The organism is Oscillospiraceae bacterium MB24-C1, from assembly GCA_030913685.1.
GTDB lineage: Bacteria > Bacillota > Clostridia > Oscillospirales > Ruminococcaceae > Yanshouia.
Genome location: CP133187.1, coordinates 925,927 through 942,021, shown reverse-complemented (window position 1 = coordinate 942,021; position 16,095 = coordinate 925,927). Strand labels below are relative to the sequence as shown.

Here is a 16,095-nt window from a genome sequence, read left to right as displayed (position 1 = left end):
TGATTGCTGTACTCGGGCGTTTTTATTTCATACAGGAGATGGTAACGATGTCAATACTATCAAGATACAAGCGGTTATCGCTACGCTATAAGCTGGCGGTGGTTTTTGCTTTGATGATAATTTTTAATACCGTGACCAGCCTCTACTACTCTCGGCAGGTAAAAACGATAGCAAATTTCAATACCCAGAGTCAGCAGGTATACTACAGTATCAATGCGCTTTCCTCATCTCTTGAGACGATAAGCAAACAGGTGGACATATATGTAGAGCAAAAGCGACCGCAGGCCTATACGGTGTATTCCGAGGAGCGCAAAAAGGTAGAAAGGCTCATTGAATCCCTTTGCTCAAAGACAGATACAATCATTCCTGAAAGCTACAGCCTGCGCGCTATAAGCAACACCGCGAAAAATTTTATCCGAGACTGCAATCTGATTTTCTGGCAGGTGAACGCCGGAGAGGTTGATTATTACATCACCTATTACCGTATGCAAAGCAAGTCTAGGTATCTATCGAGCTACATAAGCGCCCACCTGAACCTGTTGTTGACGCAAAACGCCAAGAACCAACAAAGTATGACCGAGCGGGCTGATCTCATGAGTTCGCTCAACCTCACCTTTCTTGCTGCAAACGCGTTGTTCTGCCTGCTATTGACCATCAACTTTTCCAGCTACATTGCCCGCCCCATAACGGCGCTGGCAAACGCCTCTGAGCGGATAAGCAACGGCGACTTTGACACGCCTGATCTGCCCATAACTAATGATGACGAGGTGGGGCAGCTCACACGAAGCTTCAACGTCATGAAGGCAAGCGTCGAAAAATCAATAGAGCATCTCAACAAGCGCGCTGAGCTGGAGATGGAGCTGCATCAGAAGGAACTGGAAAACCTTAAAATGAGCCAATTGCTCAACGAGTCACAATATCTGGCGCTACAAAGCCAGATAAATCCACATTTTCTTTTTAACACCCTCAATGTCATTGCGCGCGCAGCAGTGCGTGATACGCCCAAAACCACAACCACGCTTATTTACAGCCTTGCCGACCTGTTTCGTTACAACCTGAATCACATCAATAACTTTTCTACACTCAAGGATGAGCTGGAGATCGTTCAAAAATATATTTACATTCAAAAGCATCGTTTCGGCGAGAGAATACAATACAAGGTGACGGGCGACGGCCAATGTGAAAACGTACTTATTCCCAGCATGCTTTTACAGCCGCTGGTGGAAAATGCAATCATCCATGGAATAGAGGATCTTGAGGAAGGCGGTGCAATATTAATCGATGCACGCCGCCGCAAAAATATGATGTTGCTACGCGTATATGATAACGGCGTAGGCATGACTCGAGAATGTCTGGAAAACCTGTGCAGTGGCAAAATGAAGCACACTGGGCACACCACCGGAATAGGCCTGACAAATATTATAAAGCGTATAGGACTGATAAGTGGTGCAGGTATCCGCATAAAATCCGGAGGTCATGGGACGCTGATATGCATTACACTACCGCTTGAAGAAAGGGAGGAAGAAGATGTATAAACTGCTTATCGCCGACGACGAAGCTGTTGAGCGCGAAGCGCTTGAAGATATTACCCATGAGCTTTTCAAAGAACAGTTTGACATCGAACTTGCTGAAAACGGAAGAAGCGCCGTGGATATTGCTGAGGTATTCGCTCCCGACATCGTCATTATGGATATCAAGATGCCGAGAATGAATGGCATAGACGCCGCCAAATTGATACTTGAAAAATATCCCGATTGCAAAATAATAATGCTCACCGGCTTCACTTATTTCAATTACGCCAAGGACAGCGTGAGCCTCGGCGCTGTGGATTTTCTCGTCAAGCCCGCGAGTGACGAAACTGTGGAACAAGCCCTTAAAACCGCCATGAGGGCTGTCGATTCGCTACGTGAGTCGACTGTTCGCATTGCGGAGGCCGAGTCTTTTAGCAGCGCAGGATATCTTGAAAGCGAGCTTGTTTCAGAGATTGTATTTGCAGGCGTGGACAAGCAAACGCTCAAAAGTATGATAACCGAGCTTTATCCGGATGTTCAATATGGTATTGCAGCAGTGATAACGCTGAAATCTAACGGAAATGCCGGGTTTTCAGGTTCGGCTGCCGTTTCAAAATACCGCGAGTTTTGCATTACAGCAGTTCAGCGTCAGGGTACGCAGGGTCTTTATGTACCCTCATGTCGCAGGTTTGACAAGCTCTATATCGCGCTGCTGTCAGACAGCTATCATGATCAAGATTATTACAACGACTTTATCAAGATACTCATCAACATATTTTCTGAAAACGGCATAACGGCTAGTGCATCATTCGGCAGCCTTTCGCCCGATATTGCGCGTCTACCAATGGGCTTTATCGAAGCGCAAAACGTAAAGCTGCCAGCCGGAGAAATCATCGGTTGGTTCTCTTCTAAAATGCTCAGCTCCGAGCATTTCGGTTCGCAAAGTACGCAGGAGCGACTGTTGTGTGAGCATCTTGAGCAAAAGCAGTTCGATGATACCCACCTGCTACTAGAGCATTTGCTCAACACCATAATTGAAGAGAACGATAGAACGGCGATAAGGATATATGAGCTGCTTGTGCTGCTTAACCGCAAGGCGCTTGAAAAGGTGTCGGTATCTCCCTGCTATCCGCTGTGGGAACGGCTGCTGGCACTCTCTGACGCCGAGGATAAAAAACAGTTCGCATTACATTATTTGCAAAAGATCATCGACCGCCTGATAACTGATGAAGCCGCAGACAACGACACTTGGCCGCAAGAAATTGTCGATTACATCAAGGTGGAATACAAAAACAATATAACGCTTGAGGACGCTGCTAGAAGAGTCGGCTTCAGCACTTATTATTTCAGCCGTCTTTTTAAACAACAGTTTGATAAGTCATTTATAGAATATCTCACCCAGATGAGGATACAAAATGCAAAGCAGCTTCTTTCCTCACCGGGCGTATCAGTTAAAAACGTCTGCTACAGCGTCGGATACAGCGAGCCAAATTATTTTGCGCGTGTGTTCAAACGTGAAACCGGAATGTCGCCCTCTAAATTCCAGAAGAAGGCGCTGAAGCTTGAAGAATGCTTACTGAAACGGAGTGATGGGCGTGAACGAACCGAATAAGCAATATTCCAGTTCATTTTTTTCTGTATTTGGTGTTCTCGCGTTTTCAATTTTTTTAATCATAATCACCGTTGTAATAAGAACACAAGTGATGGACGGCAAATCGGGCGATGAAAAAGATGTTATTTATCTGCGCCTTGCAGAAATACATTCAGCAAGCTATCCTTCCTCGCTGGGCGCAGCGGAATTTTCCCGGCTGGTATCTGAAAAGACTGACGGAAGAATCAAAATTGAACTTTTCTGCAACGGTCAGCTTGGAACCGACGAATACGCTATCGCTGAGCAGGTGCAGTTTGGTGGAATAGATTTTGCGTGTGTGGATACCGCTGCGCTGGTGGATTATGCGCCGATACTGGATATTCTTCAGTTACCGTATCTCATAAAAAGCACGGAACATCTTCACAAGGTGCTCGATAGTGAGCTGGGGCAGAAGCTGTTATCATCGGCTGAAAAGAATAAAATAATTGGACTGGCCTTCTATGATGAAGGACAGCGCATCTATTGCAACTCGGTAAGGATGGTGAGCCGTACCATTGACTTAGAGGGATTGCGTCTTGGCGTTCCGAAAAATCAGATCTATTCCGACATGGTGGAGCTTCTGGGGGCGCAGACGGTGAGCCTCGCCTACGGCGACATATACCGTTCGTTGCAAACAGGGCGTATAAATGGCCTGGAACACAGTCTGCTAAATTATATAAGCAGCCGCTATTACATCGAGGCCAAGTATATTACGCTTGATGGGCACTCTATGGCGCCAAGCATACTCATAACTGGAAAAGATGTTTTTGATACGCTTTCGCCAGAGGATCAGGCGATAATACGCGAGGCTGCTGCACAGTCTGTGGCGGTTCAACGCAAAGCTTACAGCCAGGCGGAAATAAAAGCGGCAAAGTTTTTAGAGGGCGACAAATGCGAGGTGGTAACAAACCCCTGGACAACTTCGATGTTCACCATCCAAACTGCACCTATCTACGACAAATATCAGCATTATGCAAAAGAGATAGGGCTTATTAAATCAATGAAGTAAAAAGAAAATCCTTATTACAGACGTATCCTAGTTCAAGGTTTAGGTTGCGCTAATGTAACAGACGCTTGCTTTTTAACGGTCGGAGGGCTATCCTCCGGCTGTTAATTTTTATTTACGAGGAACTATTTTTGCATATAACCCGGCCGACAAAAATGTGCATAGAATCCCGGCAAGTGTTTTTAGGCTAAAATAGGCTGCATCTTATTTTGATAGTGATTCTTTACAGTTTTCATATACAATCTTTGAGGGAATGCAAATTTTAAGCTTTTAGATACAGCCGGCGGTAGTTTTGTCACAGACTTGTTTAAATAGTTGAATTTAGCGCTTTAAAGCATCGCTAATTATGGTGAACATAAACATTGAACTTTTTGAAGTCAAATGATATAATGATTATGTCGCTTTAAAGCTTTAAAGCGGCGATTAATATTTTAATTAGGAGAATTTGAAAAATGAAAAAGTTTCTTGTTCTTATTCTGGCTGCGACAGTGGCATTGAGCCTAGTCGCCTGTGGCAATACCAGCGGTGAAGCCGCAGCTTCAACAAAGTCTCCGCAAGCGTCCAATGCAGCTAGCACTTCTAATGCCGACACCGTATTTAACATTGGTATATGCCAGTTGGTGCAGCATGAGGCTCTTGATGCTGCTACAAAAGGGTTTAAAGACGCACTATCTGAAAAGCTGGGCGATAAGGTTGTCTTTGACGAGCAAAACGCGGCCGGAGATTCCACAACGTGCTCCACTATTTGCAACCAGTTTGTTTCCAATAACTATGATCTGATACTTGGCAATGCGACACCGGCTTTACAGGCAGCTGTTTCCTCAACAAACACGATTCCGGTACTTGGAACTTCTATTACCGACTATGCCACTGCGCTGGATATTGATAATTGGACCGGTGTAACCGGATACAACGTTTCCGGTACGTCTGATTTGGCACCTCTGGATAAGCAGGCTGAAATGATTAAGGAGCTTTTTCCAAATGCGAAAAATATAGGGATTTTGTATTGCTCCGCAGAAGCAAACTCAAAGTATCAGGTTGAAACAATTGGGAAGTATCTGACTGAAATGGGATACACGTTGACTGAATACACTTTTGCCGACACCAACGACGTTACTGCTGTTGCCCAGAACGCTTGCTTAAACAGCGATGTTATCTATATTCCAACTGATAATACCGCTGCTTCTTGCACTGAAGCAATCAACAACGTTGCAGAATCTGCTGGTATTCCTGTTGTTTGTGGTGAAGAAGGTGCTTGCAAAGGCTGCGGTATTGCTACCTTGTCAATCAGATATTATGATATTGGCTACACAACAGGCGAGATGGCTTACGAAATCCTTGTAAACGGTGCGGATGTTTCTACAATGGAAGTCCAATATGCATCTGAAACTACTTATAAATATATGCCCGATCGCGCTGAAAAGCTCGGTGTTAAAATTCCCGGAAATTACACGGCTATTGAGAGCAAATAGTATAGGCAAAGGTTTTTCTAAAACATTGAAGGGGCGCTGTTGAAATATAGCGCCCTTCATTTTCAGAGAAACGGTTTTTGTGATTTGCTTTGGCAGTACCTTTCTGTATCTCAACTGGAGGAAAAAGAATGAACTATTTTGCGACCCTTAACCCACTTAACCTTTTAAATGCCATTCCAGGCTGCATCGCGCAGGGACTGATCTGGGGTATTATGGCGCTTGGTGTTTATGTTACCTTTCGCTTGCTGGATTTTGCAGATTTAACTGTCGACGGATCTTTTGCGACTGGAGGCGCAGTCACTGTTATGCTAACGCTTGCCGGTTTTCCTGTGCCGGTCGCTCTACTTATTGCTGTGGCTGCGGGATTAGCAGCAGGCCTTGTCACCGGCTTGTTGCATACCGCATTGGGAATTCCGCCGATTCTTTCCGGTATTTTAACCCAGATAGCTTTGTACTCTATCAATTTGCATATCATGGGAATGGCTGCAAACCAAGCTATTAGTGTTCAAAAATATAAGCTGCTGATTTCTCTTATGCATGTTTCAAAGGCGATTTTGACCGCTGGTCTTTTGGCTGTTGTTCTAATTACGGTCTTATACTGGTATTTTGGCACCGAACAGGGCTGTTCAATTCGCGCTACCGGTTGCAACCCGGCTATGAGTAAAGCCAACAGCATAAACATAAACTTTACCAAGGTTTTGGCACTTTCAATTTCTAACGGTATTATCGGTTTAGCAGGTGGACTTATGGCACAGTATCAAGGCTTCGCGGACGTAAATATGGGACGCGGCGCCATCGTGATTGGTCTGGCGGCTGTTATCATCGGGGAGGTTTTCGGCGGTGTTTTGTTAAGAAAGTTCCCGAACTTTGCACTCCGTATGGTCTTTGTGGTGTTTGGCGGTGTTATTTATTACATTGTTGTCGGTGTAGTTCTTTGGCTGAAGCTAAATTCTAATGACCTAAAGCTTTTCACTGCAATAATTGTTGCTATTTCTCTGGCAGTTCCTCACCTTCAGGCGAAAAGCAAAAGTTCCTTTAGACGCACTGCAAAGTTGTCTGAGGCTGCTCTAAAAGCAATGTGCAATAAAGGGGGGCAGTAAAGTGTTAAAAATATTAGATGTTTACAAGACATTTAATCCTGGTACCATTAATGAAAAAGTTGCTTTAAACGGAGTTGACCTGCATCTTAACGTTGGTGATTTCTGCACCGTTATCGGCGGCAATGGTGCCGGTAAATCGACGGCGCTAAATGCTGTTGCAGGGGTGTGGCCTGTTGATCAAGGCGCAATAGTTCTAGATGGTCAAAACATTACCGGCGTACCGGAACATAAAAGAGCAGTTTACCTGGGGCGTGTTTTTCAAGACCCTATGACAGGGACTGCTGCAACCATGGAAATTCAGGAAAACCTTGCATTGGCTTCCCGCCGCGGCAAGTGTCGCACATTGGGTTGGGGTATCTCTAGGCGGGAAAAGGAAAAGTATCATGAGCTTTTAAAAATTTTAGATTTGGGACTGGAAAATCGTTTGACGGCTAAAGTTGGGTTGTTGTCCGGTGGTCAGCGGCAGGCGCTGACATTGCTGATGGCTACATTGCAGCAGCCAAAGCTATTACTTTTGGACGAACATACCGCCGCACTTGATCCTAAAACCGCTGAAAAAGTGCTTCGTGTTACGGACCAGATCATTACCAAAAACAATTTAACGGCTTTAATGGTTACACACAACATGAAAGATGCAATTGCCCATGGCAATCGTCTGATCATGATGCACGAGGGCAAGGTCATTTTAGACATTAAAGGCGAAGAAAAGAAAAAGCTAACAGTAGCTGATTTAATGCATAAATTTGAAGTTGTGTCCGGTAAAGAATTTGCTAACGATAAAGCCATACTGGCATAGCGGGTATATAAAAAGTCAGAACCATCACATTAGTGGTGGTTCTGACTTTTTAGTAACTAGTTTATTTTTAGAAGTCAACTTCAGTATCGTAGTAGCAGCACTTTAACAATTTTTCCATTTCAGCCGGGGTAATCTGGCGGGGATTTGAACCTGTGCAGGCATCTCCGATTGCGTTAACGGCGATCTGGGGCAATCTCTCAAGGAAAACCGCTTCCGGCACGAAGCCGTTTTCAGTCGGATAGCTGTCCGCACCGTAATTCTTGATGCAATGTGGAATATTCAAATCATCGTTCATCTTACGCAGATAGTTAATCAACAACTTAATCTTTTCCTCAGTTGTAGAACCGCCAAGTCCCATGTAATCCGCGATAACGCCGTAGCGTTGTGCAGCGGTTTCGTTCTTGGCGTTAAATGCGATAACCTTTGGCAAATACATTGCGTTGGCTGCACCATGTATGATATGCGCACCCAGATCAGCAAATGCTGCGCCGGTTTTATGCGCCATCGAGTGAACAATACCAAGTAGTGCGTTGGAAAATGCCATGCCGGCGAGGCACTGTGCATTGTGCATGGTTTCGCGCTTACTCATATCGCCATTATAAGACGCGACCAAATCGTTCTGAACCATCTTGATGGCTTGGAGCGCTAACGGATCGGTGTAGTCGCAATGTGCGGTGGAAACAAACGCTTCAACGGCGTGCGTGATCGCATCCATACCGGTGTGCGCAACAAGCTTTTTGGGCATCGTTTCCGCCAGATCAGGATCAACAATCGCAACGTCAGGCGTAATCTCAAAGTCGGCGATCGGATACTTAATCCCCTTGGAATAATCGGTTATGATAGAAAAGGCGGTAACTTCGGTAGCGGTACCGGAAGTGGATGAAATCGCACAGAAAAGCGCTTTTTTGCGCAGCTTAGGCAGCCCAAAAACCTTGCACATATCCTCAAAGGTAATGTCGGGATACTCATACTTAATCCACATCGCCTTTGCCGCGTCAATAGGGGATCCGCCGCCCATCGCAATAATCCAGTCAGGCTGGAACTCCAGCATCTTCTCTGCGCCCTTTAATACGGTTTCTACCGAAGGATCCGGCTCGATTCCGTCGATAATCTGAACCTCCATTCCCGCTTCCTTCAAATATGCTGTGGCCTTATCTAAAAAGCCGAATTTTTTCATGCTGCCGCCGCCAACGCAGATAACCGCTTTTTTGCCTTCAAATGTTTTCAGTGCCTCAAGTGCACCTTTGCCATGATATATGTCTCTCGGTAGTGTAAACCTAGCCATTAGTAATACCTCCATCAAACATTGTTATTTTTTTAATTATCTCACAAATAATGTAAAAGTCAACTAGAAAATTAAAAAATTAACAAAGATTATAAAAAATTCACATTATTCGTTTTTTGCTGTGTTTTGGTTCACGCTCTTTTTTCCATTACCGCTTTCAGGCTTTCCATATGCCTTCATCAATCGCTGCCGCTTTTGGTTTATAATCAAAAAACACCACTAGACTGGGGGCTTGGGTGAGTTGATTGAAGCGAAGGGCAATCCCACGTTCGTAATGACCCCTTTTGAGTCACTCGTTTTATTTGGGTACATCCTCGGTCGGTGGATAGACGTCCTGATATAACGTAAGCCACGGCGCACTGATCGACATTGTGTGAAAGTTGGATCTCTCGTAGATTTTTTCGATTTTTCCTTTTCGAATGCGGATGAGACGATCGGCCAACGACAAGCTGTCTGCCAATGTGACCGCTAGAATTACCACTGCAATCCCTTGATCTAGCAGCATCTTCAGTTGCTCCCAAATGTGCATACGCAGTTCCATGTCCGCGCGACGAAAGGGTTGAATACAAAACGTTACCTTAGGCCGCTGAATGGCCACCCGATGATATATTAGCTCGTATTTTTGCATTTCGTTGAGCATATCCACCCGACGGTCAAACACCTTGTTGCCGAGCAGCGGTGTATACTCTCTGCGTATTCCTTCTCGTACGCTGCGGCTTCTCCAAACTTCGGGCAATCGGCAATCAAGCGTAAAGCAAAGATTGTCCAAGTAGCTTAATTCCTCAAACAGCATGGTTTTGGTTGGCAGCTCTTGAATGACCGCAATCTCCGCACCCGGCCGGGGCAGTACCGGCTTTCCTGCCAGCCGAATGGTGCCGCTTTTGGGTTTTGTCTCTCCGTAGAGTACAGCAAGTAGCTCGCCAAAAATCTGGTGGTCCAAATCCTGAAGAACCACACATTCGCCAGCTGCCACATGAAAACTCAAATCGCGGATGCATTGGCCCCGCATATGCGCCATTTCAAAAACAGGCTCACACGTCTTATCGGCAGTCCCAATTTTGGCAATTTGCGGCCGAACCTTGCCGTTGTATACCTTAGTATAATGCTCAAAAGTCTCCGGTGTATCGGCATCTGTTTTAAGAATCTTTATTATTCTGCCATTGGACATCAGGGCCACCTTGTGACACACTTGGCAAAGTTCTTCAAAATGGAAGTCTACATACAAAAACGAAAACCCCTGTTCCGAATAGTGGTTAAGTAAGCGGTGTATCTTCCGTAGCTCGGTTTCTGAAAGGCTTGCGCTAATATCGCGTAGCACAATCAGCCGGTAACCCGCCACCACCGATTTAAGCACAGCTACCACAATCCGCTCGAATGGGGACAGATCCCCTACGTAGGAGTCGGCCGAAATAAAAATATCAATGCTCTCTAAAAAAGGCAGCAATTGTTCGCGTAGGATATGAGGCTCAACCAGCCAGGACTTAAAACCCTGCCGCAGCACAAAGATATTGTCCACCACCGTCAAATCTTCAACTAAGCAGCTTTCACTTTGAATCAGCCCGATACGGTTGTAACGATGATTTGCGGTGCGCCATGTGTTGACCTGCTCCTCGCGGTAATAGACATAGCCGTACCGCAGCGGTGTGTTGTATTGCAGCAGTTTTAGCAACGCGGTCAGTCCATGGTTGTTTAAAGGCAGCAGACCCATAATTTCTCCGGAAAAGATGCTCAGGTTAAAATCCTCCAGCTGGATAACATCTTGCTCCAGACAGCATACACGCTCCATTCGCAGCACTTCTCGTCTCATAAGAGTACCTCGCTATTTTGAACCTCCCGGTCACTGCTAATGGCGGGTAAGGTGATTTCCACATCGGTTCCCGCTCCGGGGATAGAAAACACATGCAGACCGTATTCCTCACCAAATAGCAATCGGATGCGGTTGTTCACATTGGCAAGGGCAAGGCCACCTTTTTCTTGCTCTTGCAAGGCGATGTCAAAGTTCCCCTTGCCCATGCGTCGGTTGATTTTGGCCAGCGTTTCCTCGTCCATACCAAGGCCGTCATCGGATATACGGATGAGCAGCCGCTTCTCAGTCTGTTCCAAATAGATGATCAGATGCCCTGTTCCCACTTTAAGCTCGGTTCCGTGAATGATGCTGTTTTCCAGAATTGGTTGCATTGTCAATTTGGGCAGGCGACAACGAAAGATTTCTTCACGTTCCTCGGGCGCACAACGAATTTCAAGCTTAAGCCGATCGCCGAAGCGGTACTGTTGAATGCTAAAATAGGTCTCGCAGTTTTGCAGCTCCTCCTCTACCGAAACTAAGTTTTCTACCTTGGTAATGGTGTAGCGGAAGAAGGTTGCCAGCGATTCCGTCATCTCAGCCACCTCTTTTAACCCCGCCAATAACGTCTCGCTGCGGATGCTTTCTAGCGTGTTATAAAGAAAGTGCGGATTAATCTGGTTTTGCAGCGCCAAATACTGTGCCTGTCGTTTATTCATATGGAAAAGCTGCATGGGGCTTAACAGTTCCCGCATCTGGTCAAAAAGTTGCTTGTTGGCGGGCGAAACCGCGCAGTCGCGTACCTCCTCGGCTTCGGAAATTGGATACCCCTCTAAAAACAAAGTCAGCATCCGCTCTATTCGCCAATACGGACGTACCACCAGTACCCAACCCAGATACGCAAAAGCCAGCCAGCCCGACACCAGTATCACAGGGGGAATGGGCAGCAAAGCGCCCAGCAGTGCTGCCAGACTTCCAACAGCCAGCAGAACAGCCAAGCGAAAAGAAAGATATCCCCAACCGACTTTGATCCGGTTCATACTTTTGACCATTCCTTTCGCTTTACTCAAGGTACAAACGACCAAAACGGATGATGATAATGTGCATACATTGCGATTGTCCGTAGCGCGCAATACACACTTAAAATCAAGGAAGCTTGAAACTTGTTCAAACTTCCTACTTTTTCTAAACACCGCAGCTTATCCGTATAGCTTGCGGTACTGCCCGGGATTCAGGCTGGTTACCTTTTTAAAAGTGGTGGTAAAGTGTTTCAGGTCGTTATATCCTACCCGGTCACATACCTCCGCGATAGGCAGACCGGTATCCTGCAATAGGGATTTAGCCTGTTCAATACGTATCCGAGCCAAATATTTAGAAAAACCTTCTCCGGTCTCCTTTTTAAACATGGTGCTGAAATAGCTGACGCTAAAGCCTGTGGCGGAACAAACATCCTCCAGCGAGATGGGCTCATTATAATGTTGCTGAATATACTGCTTGGCAATGCGAATAGGGCGGATGGCCTCATTTTCCTGCTGTTCCCACAGTTGCTCCAGCTGCCTGCGCTGGAATCGGCGTAGGCGGTCAAAAAGCTGTTCGCCGCTGCCACAAAGCTCACATTGCTCCGCAAACTTCTTTACCGGGTCGGATTGATCATTTAGATGCAGTCTGACTGCAAACATTCGGCCGGCGGACAATACCAGTTCCAACAGCTCATAGCCTCGAATATTGGGCGTCTGAGCTACCGAACGGCGCAACTCCTCAGCCACCTTATCCGCCTCATCAGCGCTCAGAGCATCGACAGCCCGTTCTATACCGTGGTTGTATTTGTCCAGTATCTGTCGCATCCGCAAAGGGGAAGGGGAGGGTGCCGATTCCAGCAGTCGTCCGGTTCCTTCCACCAGCCGCTCACAAATGGCCAATTGAGCACTGCGCATCGATTGCGGCAGCTCCAAAGACGACTGTACCGCTTTGCCAATTGCCAGCGAAAAATCCACTGAACCAAAGAAAAACTGCTGTGCTACCAACTGATTTAAGCAATCGCGAAGCACACGACGAATAGCGCTTTTTTGATGGGGTTCAAAATGGAGCACGCCGTAGCCGGTACTCCGGTAAAATTGCAGCAGCCCGGAGGTGTAAAGCGGCTTAAGTATCGGTTCCAACACTTGCGTTACTTTGCTTTGCAGCACCGAAAGAGACGCGTTTTCTACTGCGTCGGGTGGATAGTCCATCTTGAGGATATATACCTGAAACAGGCCCGCACCCACCGGGAAACCATATTCGTTTTTTAATTGCTCGCAGGTGGGGGTTTCCAGCCTGCCTTGCAATAAATCTTCCAACAGGCGGCTGCGTAGTCGGTCATGATCCTTTTTGCTGCTCTGCCGCAAATCCTCCATGGCTATGACTGAAGCTACGCGGTTTTGGCAGCGCTCAGCCAGTTTCTTCAACGTGGCATTCAGCGCGTCCTGCTTAATAGGCTTTAGCAAATAATCGCCCACACCGTAACGAATGGCAGATTGCGCGTATTCAAACTGTGCATAGCCACTGATAATGACGATTTCCAGCTCGGGGGAAATTTGCCTCGCCCGTTCAATCAGCTCCAGCCCGTCGCAACCCGGCATCCGGATATCGGTAATCAAAACATCCGGTTTTGTCTGCTCCACCAACGCCAAGGCCTCCAGCCCGTTGGAAGCGATACCCGCCAGTTCCATGTCCAATGTATCCCAGTCGACTAGCATCTGCACCAAACGGCAGACTCTTACCTCGTCATCTGCAATCACCACTTGAAGCATCCGCGCCACCTCCTGCTTCTGCCTGCTGTCAACCACTTTTCGCTTTTCTGGGTTAGAAATTCTTCTCTATAGCTTCGAGCACCTCCTGCATAGGCGGAATGCTAGGGATGCCGCCCATTTTGCAGGTGGAGAGGCTGGAAGCCGCGCTGGCAAAGCGGGCCACCTCGCCCAGTTCTGAAAGCGTCAGCTTGCTTGGGGATTTGTTTATCCCCAGAATGCGGCTAACCGCGCTACCACCAAAAATATCCCCCGCGCCAGTCGTGTCGATAGTCTTGACGTCGATACTTGGGCAGAACACAGCGCCTCGGCGGTTTTTCAGATAGCAGCCTTTTGGGCCCAATGTCACCATAGCAAGCTGGGCACCATATTCCTCAAGAATGCGCATTGCGCCTTCTTCTTGATCGCAACCCCAGAGAAAGCGCACTTCGTCGTCGCTAATTTTAACAATATCTGCTTGGGAAAGCCCCCAGAGAATCTGCTTTTCGGCCTCCTGCGGGCTGCGCCAGAGCGAGAGGCGAAGGTTGGGGTCATAGGTGATCAGCTTACCCTTCTGTTTTGCGTAGACAACTGCCTGCTGTGTAGCGGTTCGCGCCGGTTCGTCGGTAAGGCTAAGGGTGCCGAAGTGTAACGTCCGCGCTGCATCAATAAAAGATAAATCCAATTCCTCAAAGCGCAAACAGGTATCCGCACCCGGCTTGCGCGCAAAACTGAAGGTGCGGTTGCCATTTTTATCAAAGGTGACAAAAGCTAGCGTGGTAAAGACCGTGGGATCCTGAAGGATGCCACCGGTTTCAATGCCGGCTTGTTTAACGGCTTCTACCAACAACCCGCCAAAGGTATCGGCTCCGACCTTGCCAAGAAAAGCCGTCTTTCTGCCATAGGCGGTCAGAGCGGCCAAATAGTTCACTGGCGCACCGCCGGGCTTGGCCGCCATGGTGGGGTATCCGTTTTTGTCTGTACTGAGTGTAGCAAAATCAATGAGTAGCTCGCCAATAGCTGTTACATCGTACATAGAGCCTACCTCTTTTCTATTTTGCAGGCGGATATTCATTACAGAGCAGGCGGTAGGGCTTTTCGTCCTCCTCAATAATGGGGAAGCGCCCAATCGGCTCATAAAAGCGGTTGTCGGAATTGTCATCGTTGCATTGGCTTACCTCGCCCAGCAGCACCGGGCCACTGCCCGCCTCCACCGTAAAATCATGATATAAAAAAGGCTGAATCGTGATGCTTTCACCGGGCGTGAGCCGCACCTGTGTTCCGGCGGGCACCACCAACTCCCGTCCGTCCAGATGAACATGAACATCACGCGTTCTGTCCAAATCCTCATCGGGGGTGGAATTGTATACCTGAATCAGCACATTGCCACCGCCCCGGTTGATGATATCCTCCATCTTGTTCCAATGAAAGTGCATGGGAGAATACTGTTCCTCGCGCAGAAACAGCAGCTTTTCCGCATAGGTTTTGGGATATGTATCTCGCATGGCCAAATTGCCGTTGCGGATCGTAATCAGAGAAAATCCAATCTTGTGAAAGTTACCCAGCCCGTAGTCGGTGATATCCCAACCCAGCAGATTGTCCCTTATCTCGTCATAATCGTGCCCTTTTTGCTGCCAATCCTCTGGAGAAAAGTGGCAAAAAAGGGGCAGGGCAAAGCGATATTCTTCAATGAAAGCTTCCATTTCTTTAAGCGCGGCGTTAATTTCACTGCGTTTCATAACGGCAGTCCTCCGATATTTCTATTAGTGATAATAGCACATTGAATAGGGCCTTTCAAGAAAAAGACGCCGATCGTAAAACCGGCGTCTTATAAGTTTACTGGTGAGATGACAAGATTTTTGGCCGATGCATCAGGTTTGATATTGATTTTATTTAGTCAGAACTGAAACGCCGGTATCAGTAACGATGCCGCCCAGGCTTGCACCCTCTAAAGCAGAAACGGCTGCCTTGACGCCTTCGTAACCCATTACGTCGGGGTTCTGCGCCATAGTACAAAGCAGATGTCCATCTGCAATCAGGTTCATGATAGCGTCGGACTTGTCAAAGCCCACGCCGATAACCTTGCCATCCGCTGCCTTGATTGCGTTGCCCGCGCCGGTGGTGGAGCCTTCGTTAGCGCCGAAAATGCCCACAACACCCTGTGTGATGTAGTTTTCAGCGATGGACTGGGATTTCGCCGCGTCGCCCTCGCCGTACTGGGTCTCCATAATTTCAAAGCCTTTGCCTTCAAACGCCGAACGGAAGCCCTCTTCGCGCTTGACGCAGGAGTCGGTGGCTGCGTTGACGTTGACAATGCCAATCTTGCCCGAGGTGACGCCCGCCGCCGTCAAAGCCTTGAGCATCTCTTCGCCCGCGGTTTTGCCCGCCGCTTTGTTGTCGGTGGAAAAGGTTGCCTCAGCCGCAACGTTTGCAGGGGAGTCTACATAGACAATCTTCAGTCCGGCACCTGCCGCTTCCTTCAATGCCGAAGAAATAGCATCTGGGCCGTTGGCTGCCACGATAATGGCGTTGTACCCACCCGCGACCGCGTTGTTGACGCATTCAATCTGCTGTGCGTCGTCCTTGGTGTTTGGGGAGAGGAACTGTACCGTCACACCCAGCTCGGAGGCCGCTTTTTGTGCACCTTCGTTGAGGGTAACCCAGTGCTGGTCAATGGAATCCATGGTAATCAGTGCAATCTTCCAGTCCTTGCTGGCGGTTGTAGATGCGGACACTGCGCTACCGCC

13 protein-coding genes are annotated in these 16,095 nt (G+C 47.5%); 6 read left to right on the top strand and 7 right to left on the bottom strand.

All coding sequences use genetic code 11. The annotated features are described in order from the left end of the window. The first annotated feature begins 47 nt into the window (after positions 1 to 47). The 6 genes from RBH76_04600 to RBH76_04575 all read left to right on the top strand — a co-directional run bounded on the left by RBH76_04600 (position 48) and on the right by RBH76_04575 (position 7,515). Positions 48 to 1,535, top strand: a complete 1,488-nt coding sequence (locus RBH76_04600; protein WMJ84711.1) for a sensor histidine kinase — start codon at positions 48 to 50, stop codon at positions 1,533 to 1,535. Next, positions 1,528 to 3,123, top strand: coding sequence for a response regulator (locus tag RBH76_04595; protein WMJ84710.1), 1,596 nt, complete (start codon positions 1,528 to 1,530; stop codon positions 3,121 to 3,123). The genes RBH76_04600 and RBH76_04595 overlap by 8 nt, the downstream gene beginning before the upstream one ends. Beyond that, positions 3,107 to 4,150, top strand: coding sequence for a DctP family TRAP transporter solute-binding subunit (locus RBH76_04590; protein WMJ84709.1), 1,044 nt, complete (start codon positions 3,107 to 3,109; stop codon positions 4,148 to 4,150). Before RBH76_04595 ends, RBH76_04590 begins: the two co-directional genes overlap by 17 nt. Before the next feature lie 449 nt (positions 4,151 to 4,599). Further along, positions 4,600 to 5,619 (top strand): ABC transporter substrate-binding protein, encoded by a 1,020-nt coding sequence (locus RBH76_04585; protein ID WMJ84708.1) that lies wholly within the window; start codon positions 4,600 to 4,602, stop codon positions 5,617 to 5,619. 128 nt (positions 5,620 to 5,747) lie between these two features. Then, positions 5,748 to 6,719 (top strand): ABC transporter permease, encoded by a 972-nt coding sequence (locus RBH76_04580; protein WMJ84707.1) that lies wholly within the window; start codon positions 5,748 to 5,750, stop codon positions 6,717 to 6,719. A 1-nt stretch (position 6,720) separates the two neighbouring features. Beyond that, positions 6,721 to 7,515 carry an ABC transporter ATP-binding protein gene (locus RBH76_04575; protein ID WMJ84706.1) on the top strand — a complete coding sequence of 265 codons (795 nt, stop codon included), beginning with the start codon at positions 6,721 to 6,723 and terminating at the stop codon, positions 7,513 to 7,515. A gap of 67 nt (positions 7,516 to 7,582) precedes the next feature. Here RBH76_04575 and RBH76_04570 read toward each other — a convergent pair whose 3' ends face one another. From RBH76_04570 to RBH76_04540, 7 genes are all read right to left on the bottom strand, one after another. Then, on the bottom strand, positions 7,583 to 8,800 hold the full coding sequence (locus RBH76_04570) for an iron-containing alcohol dehydrogenase (protein WMJ84705.1): 1,218 nt from the start codon (positions 8,798 to 8,800) through the stop codon (positions 7,583 to 7,585). 298 nt (positions 8,801 to 9,098) lie between these two features. Continuing rightward, on the bottom strand, positions 9,099 to 10,607 hold the full coding sequence (locus RBH76_04565; protein ID WMJ84704.1) for a sugar ABC transporter ATP-binding protein: 1,509 nt from the start codon (positions 10,605 to 10,607) through the stop codon (positions 9,099 to 9,101). Beyond that, on the bottom strand, positions 10,604 to 11,623 hold the full coding sequence (locus RBH76_04560; GenBank protein WMJ84703.1) for a sensor histidine kinase: 1,020 nt from the start codon (positions 11,621 to 11,623) through the stop codon (positions 10,604 to 10,606). The genes RBH76_04565 and RBH76_04560 overlap by 4 nt, the downstream gene beginning before the upstream one ends. Positions 11,624 to 11,782: 159 nt before the next feature. Continuing rightward, a complete protein-coding gene (locus tag RBH76_04555) occupies positions 11,783 to 13,372 on the bottom strand; it encodes a response regulator (protein ID WMJ84702.1) in 1,590 nt (529 codons plus the stop codon). Between the two features lie 52 nt (positions 13,373 to 13,424). Further along, complete coding sequence (locus RBH76_04550; protein WMJ84701.1) at positions 13,425 to 14,384, bottom strand: carbohydrate kinase; 960 nt, start codon at positions 14,382 to 14,384, stop codon at positions 13,425 to 13,427. A gap of 16 nt (positions 14,385 to 14,400) precedes the next feature. Then, positions 14,401 to 15,087 carry a D-lyxose/D-mannose family sugar isomerase gene (locus RBH76_04545; GenBank protein ID WMJ84700.1) on the bottom strand — a complete coding sequence of 229 codons (687 nt, stop codon included), beginning with the start codon at positions 15,085 to 15,087 and terminating at the stop codon, positions 14,401 to 14,403. A 150-nt stretch (positions 15,088 to 15,237) separates the two neighbouring features. Next, complete coding sequence (locus tag RBH76_04540) at positions 15,238 to 16,083, bottom strand: substrate-binding domain-containing protein (GenBank protein ID WMJ85202.1); 846 nt, start codon at positions 16,081 to 16,083, stop codon at positions 15,238 to 15,240. Between the last annotated feature and the right edge of the window lie 12 nt (positions 16,084 to 16,095).

Coding starts and splice junctions, on each gene's coding strand:
- RBH76_04595 (WMJ84710.1), top strand. CDS start 1,528: ATGTATAAACTGCTTATCGCCGACGACGAAGCTGTTGAGCGCGAAGCG.
- RBH76_04585 (WMJ84708.1), top strand. CDS start 4,600: ATGAAAAAGTTTCTTGTTCTTATTCTGGCTGCGACAGTGGCATTGAGC.
- RBH76_04545 (WMJ84700.1), bottom strand. CDS start 15,087: ATGAAACGCAGTGAAATTAACGCCGCGCTTAAAGAAATGGAAGCTTTC.
- RBH76_04565 (WMJ84704.1), bottom strand. CDS start 10,607: ATGAGACGAGAAGTGCTGCGAATGGAGCGTGTATGCTGTCTGGAGCAA.
- RBH76_04580 (WMJ84707.1), top strand. CDS start 5,748: ATGAACTATTTTGCGACCCTTAACCCACTTAACCTTTTAAATGCCATT.
- RBH76_04570 (WMJ84705.1), bottom strand. CDS start 8,800: ATGGCTAGGTTTACACTACCGAGAGACATATATCATGGCAAAGGTGCA.
- RBH76_04550 (WMJ84701.1), bottom strand. CDS start 14,384: ATGTACGATGTAACAGCTATTGGCGAGCTACTCATTGATTTTGCTACA.
- RBH76_04560 (WMJ84703.1), bottom strand. CDS start 11,623: ATGAACCGGATCAAAGTCGGTTGGGGATATCTTTCTTTTCGCTTGGCT.
- RBH76_04555 (WMJ84702.1), bottom strand. CDS start 13,372: ATGCTTCAAGTGGTGATTGCAGATGACGAGGTAAGAGTCTGCCGTTTG.
- RBH76_04600 (WMJ84711.1), top strand. CDS start 48: ATGTCAATACTATCAAGATACAAGCGGTTATCGCTACGCTATAAGCTG.